Consider the following 5706-nt stretch of genomic DNA (forward strand, 5'->3'; position numbering starts at 1 on the left):
AGCAGAGAACCAAAATCTTCTTTTCGATTTTGTGTGAATCGCTTTCACAGAGTGCAAGTAGAGAACCAAAATCTTCTTTTCGATTTTGTGTGAATCGCTTTCACAGAGTACGTGGGAGACTTACGCCAAGTTAGTCAGGTTAAAATGAAGAGTAATTAAGATGGTATTATTAAACAATCATAGGATTATTATTGTAATACAAAAATAGACATGCAGTATTCTAATGAGTAGGAGAAATCTATAGTGTAAGAATTGTATACAATAAAAATAAATAAAGTAGGATGAGATATATAAATTGATTTATATATCTCATCCTACTTTATTATATTAAACTACATATAGTTTTTTATTAAACAAATTCTTGAATGCATCAGCAGAGTTTGAAGCTTCTTTTACTTCTAGCGATGGTGAAACGTCAGATATAGTTTTTATTATTACAGTATCATTATCTATGCAGCAATGAATATCTTTTACTATTGAAATCATACTCTTATCTAGATTTTCAGCAATTCTTAGTAGTAAGCCTAATTGGTTTATAATTTCAATATCATCTTTACCAATTATTAATTTATAATCAGAATAATTTATAGAAAGATTATCGTCCCTATGGCTTGCAGCTATGAAAGCACTTAATACTAATTCTCTATGAGAAAGTCCGTTAATTTGTGAATTAAGTATCATATATAATGAATGCTTATGATGGAAATAGTAGGTTATATTAGATCCAATATCATGAAGCATAGCAGAAGTTCTAATAATATTATGAAGATTAATTGAGTGCTTTATTATTGGTTTAAGAGCTTCATACAAAGAATTCATTAAGTGATATATATGTTCAGCATGTTTAATGTCAATATTATGGTTTATCAGCATTGCATTTATAGAGAAATCAAGTACATTATCTAAAGGCTTATTGTCTTTGCATATATGACTATAAAGCAAACCTTCTCTTATACCATTTCTACTTATAATTATATCTTCAATAGAACAAAGATCTATTAATGTTGAAATTTCAGCAGCAGCACCAAGAAATATATCGGCTCTATCACTAGACAATCCTTTTATTTTTTTTCTCTGAGCATTAGTTTTACCTTTTACAAGATTATAAATTTCAGTTACATCTGTACTCTTCATTTGATAATTATGCATGAAATTTAAAGGATAATTAATAGATTTTCTGTGGATTTTACCTAGAGTTCTTATACTTCCGCCTATACCTATTAAAGTGTATCCTTTAGCTTCTTTTAGCCATTCCAAATTATTGAATTGTTTCAATAAAAAGTCTTTAAGCTTTTCTTCTTGATCTTTTTCAAAAACATCATTGATTTCAAACTGTTTCATGAGATTTATTGCACCAAAAGGCATACTAATACTATTTACAAGGTTTCGATTTTTTACCAGTATAAGTTCTGTGCTTGCTCCGCCAATATCCATAATAAGAGCATTGTCTACATTCATACTATTTATAGTACTAAAATAGTCATAGTAAGCTTCTTCTTTACCGCTTAAAACAGTGATATCAAGGCTAGCATCGTTTTTAATTCTATTTAAAAATTCCCTTTGATTTTTTGCACTTCTTACAGCTTCAGTGGCTACTGCTGTTATTTCTGATACATCAAAAGCATTACATATGTTTTTATAAGTAGCTAATGTTTTTAAGGTCAATTCAATTTTTTCTTCTGATAAAATTTTATTCTTATCAAGTCCAGCTCCAAGTCTTAAGTATTCTTTAAGCTCATTTATTATGCGTATAGAATTATTTGCACCTATTTCTGCTAGCAAAAGGCGTACTGAGTTAGATCCTATATCAATTATACCTATCCTTTTGTTCATAAAGTCACTCCTATATTCATAAATTTATATATTTTTTAATATATACATAACCTTTCTCTGTTATAATATATATTATTTCATAAAATAACTATATTCAATATAAATTTATATATTATTTATTTATAAGCTAATAATAAATATAAAATATTAAAGGTGTTTGTCTGATTAGGAGGTGCTAAATTATGGAGAATATACATAGAGAAGTAGTTGCAGCCTTAGATCTTGGAGCTAATTTTTTTAGAATGGTAATTGCTGAAATTAGCAGTGATGGTAGCACTAATATATTAGAAGATTTAAAAAAGAATACATCTTTGGGAAGAGATACTTTTACTAAAAGAAGAATAGGTGTAGAGGCTATTTATGAAACCTGTTCCATACTTAATGGATTTGTAAAACTCATGAAAGATTATGGAGTGAAATTTTATTGGGCAGTTTCTACTAGTGGTATACGAGAAGCTGAAAATAGAGAGTATGTATTAGAACAAATAAGAATTAGAACGGGAATATTAATTGAAGTAATAAATACATCACAAGAAAGATTTTTAGTGTTTAAAGCCTTAAGGGGTAGAATTGAAAACTCAGATGAAATTTACAAGGAAGGAGCTATGATTCTCAATGTAGGATCAGGTGGAATTGAAGTCTCTATATATAATGAGGGAAATTTAAAATTCACTGAATATATAAAAATAGGCTCTCTTAGAATTAGAGAAATTTTAGGGGCTCTTGAAAAGAAAACTTTGAATTTTTCAGAACTTATGACTGAGTTTGTAGAAAGTAAAATATATACTCTAAGAAGTTATTTAAAAAGTTATAATATTAAAAATTTTATAGGACTAGGAGGAAGTCTTAGATTTTTACTGAAAGTATATGCTAGTGAAGAAAAAAGATATATTTCAAAAGAATCACTTTTAGAATTTTCAACTAGAATAAAAAATATGACTACAGAAAAAATATGTGAGAATTTTGATTTAAATATAAATGAAGCTAAACTTATACTTCCTTCAACTATAATAGTAGAGACATTTTTAAATATGACTTTAGCAGAAGGGATACAAGTTCCAAAAGTTTCACTGAGGCATGGAATGTTAATGGATATGATGAGTAAAAAACTTAATCCTAGTAAGAAAAGAGTATTTGATCATGATATTATAAGTTCTGTTTGGCATATAGGAGAAAAATATGGTATAGATAAAGAACATTCTGAAAGGGTAAAGGAAATAGCTCTTGATATATATGATAAAATTAAGAAATTTCATAGACTAGGGGATCGGGAAAGATTATTTTTAGAAGTGGCATCTATACTTCATGATGTGGGCAAGTATGTTAATTTAAACGAAGATGGCTTTTATTGTTATAATATAATCTATTATGAAGAGATATTAGGATTTTCTGATAAAAATTTAAACATAGTTGCTAATGTGGTAAGATATCATGGAGAGGATATTCCTTCTCTTTCTCACGAAAGCTATAAAAATTTAAGCTTTACAGATAAGATAATTGTATCTAAACTAGCATCTATTTTAAAGCTGGCAGAGGCCCTAAATATATCAAACAAAAATAAAATCAATGATAATAATATAAATATAAGTACAGATGATAGAAATGTATATTTTAATCTAGATACATATAAAGATTGTGCTCTTGAAATATGGAGTTTTAAAAATAATGTGGAGTTTTTTGAAGAAGTTATGGGAATAAGACCAATAATAAAAATAAAAAATTAGAAATTTTGAAATTAAAGGAAGGATGTACTATGAATAGTAAGCATGAACATTTTATTAATAGAGAGCTTAGTTGGCTTGAATTTAATAAGAGAGTACTTGAAGAGGCTGGAGATAATACAAATCCACTACTTGAAAGACTTAAATTCTTATCAATTGTAAATTCAAATTTAGATGAATTTTTTATGATAAGAGTAGCATCATTAATAGAACAGGTTCAAGCTAATTTTGATAAAGTGGATTTAGCCGGACTCAGTGCTAGTGATCAGGTTAAAAAGATAACTGAGAAAGTTCATGGAACAGTACATGAACAATATGATATATATAATAAATTAAAAGAAGAATTAAAGTCTAACAATATTCTAATATTAAAGCCTAAAGATATAAGCCATTCTCAAAAAGAATTTATAAGTTTATACTTCCATAAAAGAATATATCCAGTACTTACACCTATGGTAGTGGATAGTAGCAGACCTTTTCCACTTATATTAAATAAGAGTTTAAATATAGCTCTGTTCATTGACGGAAAAGATGAAGAAGATAATATTTTTGCTACAGTACAGGTTCCATCTGTACTTGGAAGAATAGTTCAGTTACCTAGTTCTCATAATAAGAAATGCTTCATTCTTCTTGAAGATATAATAAAAATTCATATAAATGATATTTTTATAGGGCATAATATAAAAGCTATGAGTTGTTATAGAATTACAAGAAATGCAGATCTTAGTATTGATGAAGAAGGAGCAGAGGACTTACTTGAAGCTATAGAACAGTCTGTTAAGGATAGAAAATGGGGAGAAGCAATTAGAATAGAAATAGAAGATGATATGGATCAGGGACTTATTAAAATACTAAATGAAGAATTGGAAGCTTCTTTTGGAGAGATATACAATATAAAAGGGCCCATAGACCTTACATTTTTATTTAAACTTGGGTCTATTGAAGGCTTTGAAGAACTAAAGTATCCAGTTTTTACTTCTGTGCCAGTGCCTGAATTTATTGTAAGAGATAACATATTTGATGCTATAGCTAAAAATGATATTTTAGTGCATCATCCCTATCAAACCTTTCAATGTGTTGTAGATTTGGTTAAACTAGCGGCTAGGGATCCAAGAGTATTAGCCATAAAGCAAACTCTTTATAGAGTAAGTGGTAATTCACCTATAGTAAAGTCATTAATGGAAGCAGCGGAGAATGGTAAACAAGTTACAGTACTTGTTGAGTTAAAGGCTAGATTTGATGAGGAAAATAATATAATATGGGCGAGAAAACTTGAAAAGGCAGGTTGTCATGTCATATATGGTCTTTTAGGACTTAAAACTCATGGTAAAATTCTTTTAATAGTTAGAAATGAAGATGATGGAATTAAAAGATATGTTCATATGGGAACCGGTAACTATAATGATGTAACTGCAAACTTCTATACAGATATAGGTTTATTTACAGCAAACCCACATATAGGAGAAGATGCCTCTTCTCTATTTAATATGCTTTCTGGATATTCAATGATAGATGAAATGAATAAGTTATATATAGCACCTTCGGGACTTAGAAAAAAATTTATTTCACTTATAAAGAGAGAAGAAGAAAATGCTAAGAATGGTAAAAAAGCACATATTATTGCCAAAATTAATTCCTTGGTAGATAAACAGCTAACAGAAGCTTTGTATGATGCCTCAAAAGCTGGAGTTAAAATTCAACTAATTGTAAGGGGAATATGCTGCCTTAGACCAGGCATTGAAGAGGTAAGTGAAAATATTACTGTAATAAGTATAGTTGGTAGATTTCTTGAACACAGTAGAATTTTTTATTTTTACAATGATTCAAATGAAGAGATATATTTATCCAGTGCTGATTGGATGAATAGGAATCTGGATAGAAGAGTAGAGATATTATTTCCCATAGAAGAAGAGGAAAATAGACATAGGATAAAACAGTTTTTAAATGTATATTTATCTGACAATACAAAGGCACGAATTTTAAATAGTGATGGAACTTATTCTAGAGTTACTTCTAAGGAAGGTGAAGAGAAGATAAATAGTCAAGAATATTTCTCTAAAAAGGCTATAAGACAAGCTAAAAAAGCAAAAAAACAAGAAAAACAGCAAAAATTCACCCCCATAACTTCTCTTAAGAAATAAACTTTAAGATA

Annotated in this window: 3 protein-coding genes; 2 read left to right on the forward strand and 1 reads right to left on the reverse strand. The window is 28.4% G+C overall.

What is annotated here, in order from left to right; genetic code table 11:
• Positions 1 to 327: 327 nt before the first annotated feature.
• Positions 328 to 1833 carry an exopolyphosphatase gene (gene ppx, locus RH99_RS17450; protein WP_010241337.1) on the reverse strand — a complete coding sequence of 502 codons (1506 nt, stop codon included), beginning with the start codon at positions 1831 to 1833 and terminating at the stop codon, positions 328 to 330.
• A gap of 182 nt (positions 1834 to 2015) precedes the next feature.
• On the opposite strand from ppx, the gene RH99_RS17455 reads away from it, so the two are divergent.
• Both RH99_RS17455 and RH99_RS17460 read left to right on the forward strand, forming a co-directional pair.
• On the forward strand, positions 2016 to 3557 hold the full coding sequence (locus tag RH99_RS17455) for a Ppx/GppA phosphatase family protein (RefSeq protein WP_010241340.1): 1542 nt from the start codon (positions 2016 to 2018) through the stop codon (positions 3555 to 3557).
• A gap of 29 nt (positions 3558 to 3586) precedes the next feature.
• Positions 3587 to 5695 (forward strand): RNA degradosome polyphosphate kinase, encoded by a 2109-nt coding sequence (locus tag RH99_RS17460; RefSeq protein WP_010241341.1) that lies wholly within the window; start codon positions 3587 to 3589, stop codon positions 5693 to 5695.
• Positions 5696 to 5706 lie beyond the last annotated feature (11 nt).

Origin of the sequence: Clostridium arbusti SL206, from assembly GCF_000246895.1 — a bacterium.
Classification (GTDB): domain Bacteria; phylum Bacillota; class Clostridia; order Clostridiales; family Clostridiaceae; genus Clostridium_I; species Clostridium_I arbusti.

Excerpts from the sequence above, each read along its gene's own strand:
- RH99_RS17455 (WP_010241340.1), top strand. The coding sequence starts at position 2,016 with ATGGAGAATATACATAGAGAAGTAGTTGCAGCCTTAGATCTTGGAGCT.
- RH99_RS17460 (WP_010241341.1), top strand. The coding sequence starts at position 3,587 with ATGAATAGTAAGCATGAACATTTTATTAATAGAGAGCTTAGTTGGCTT.
- ppx (WP_010241337.1), bottom strand. The coding sequence starts at position 1,833 with ATGAACAAAAGGATAGGTATAATTGATATAGGATCTAACTCAGTACGC.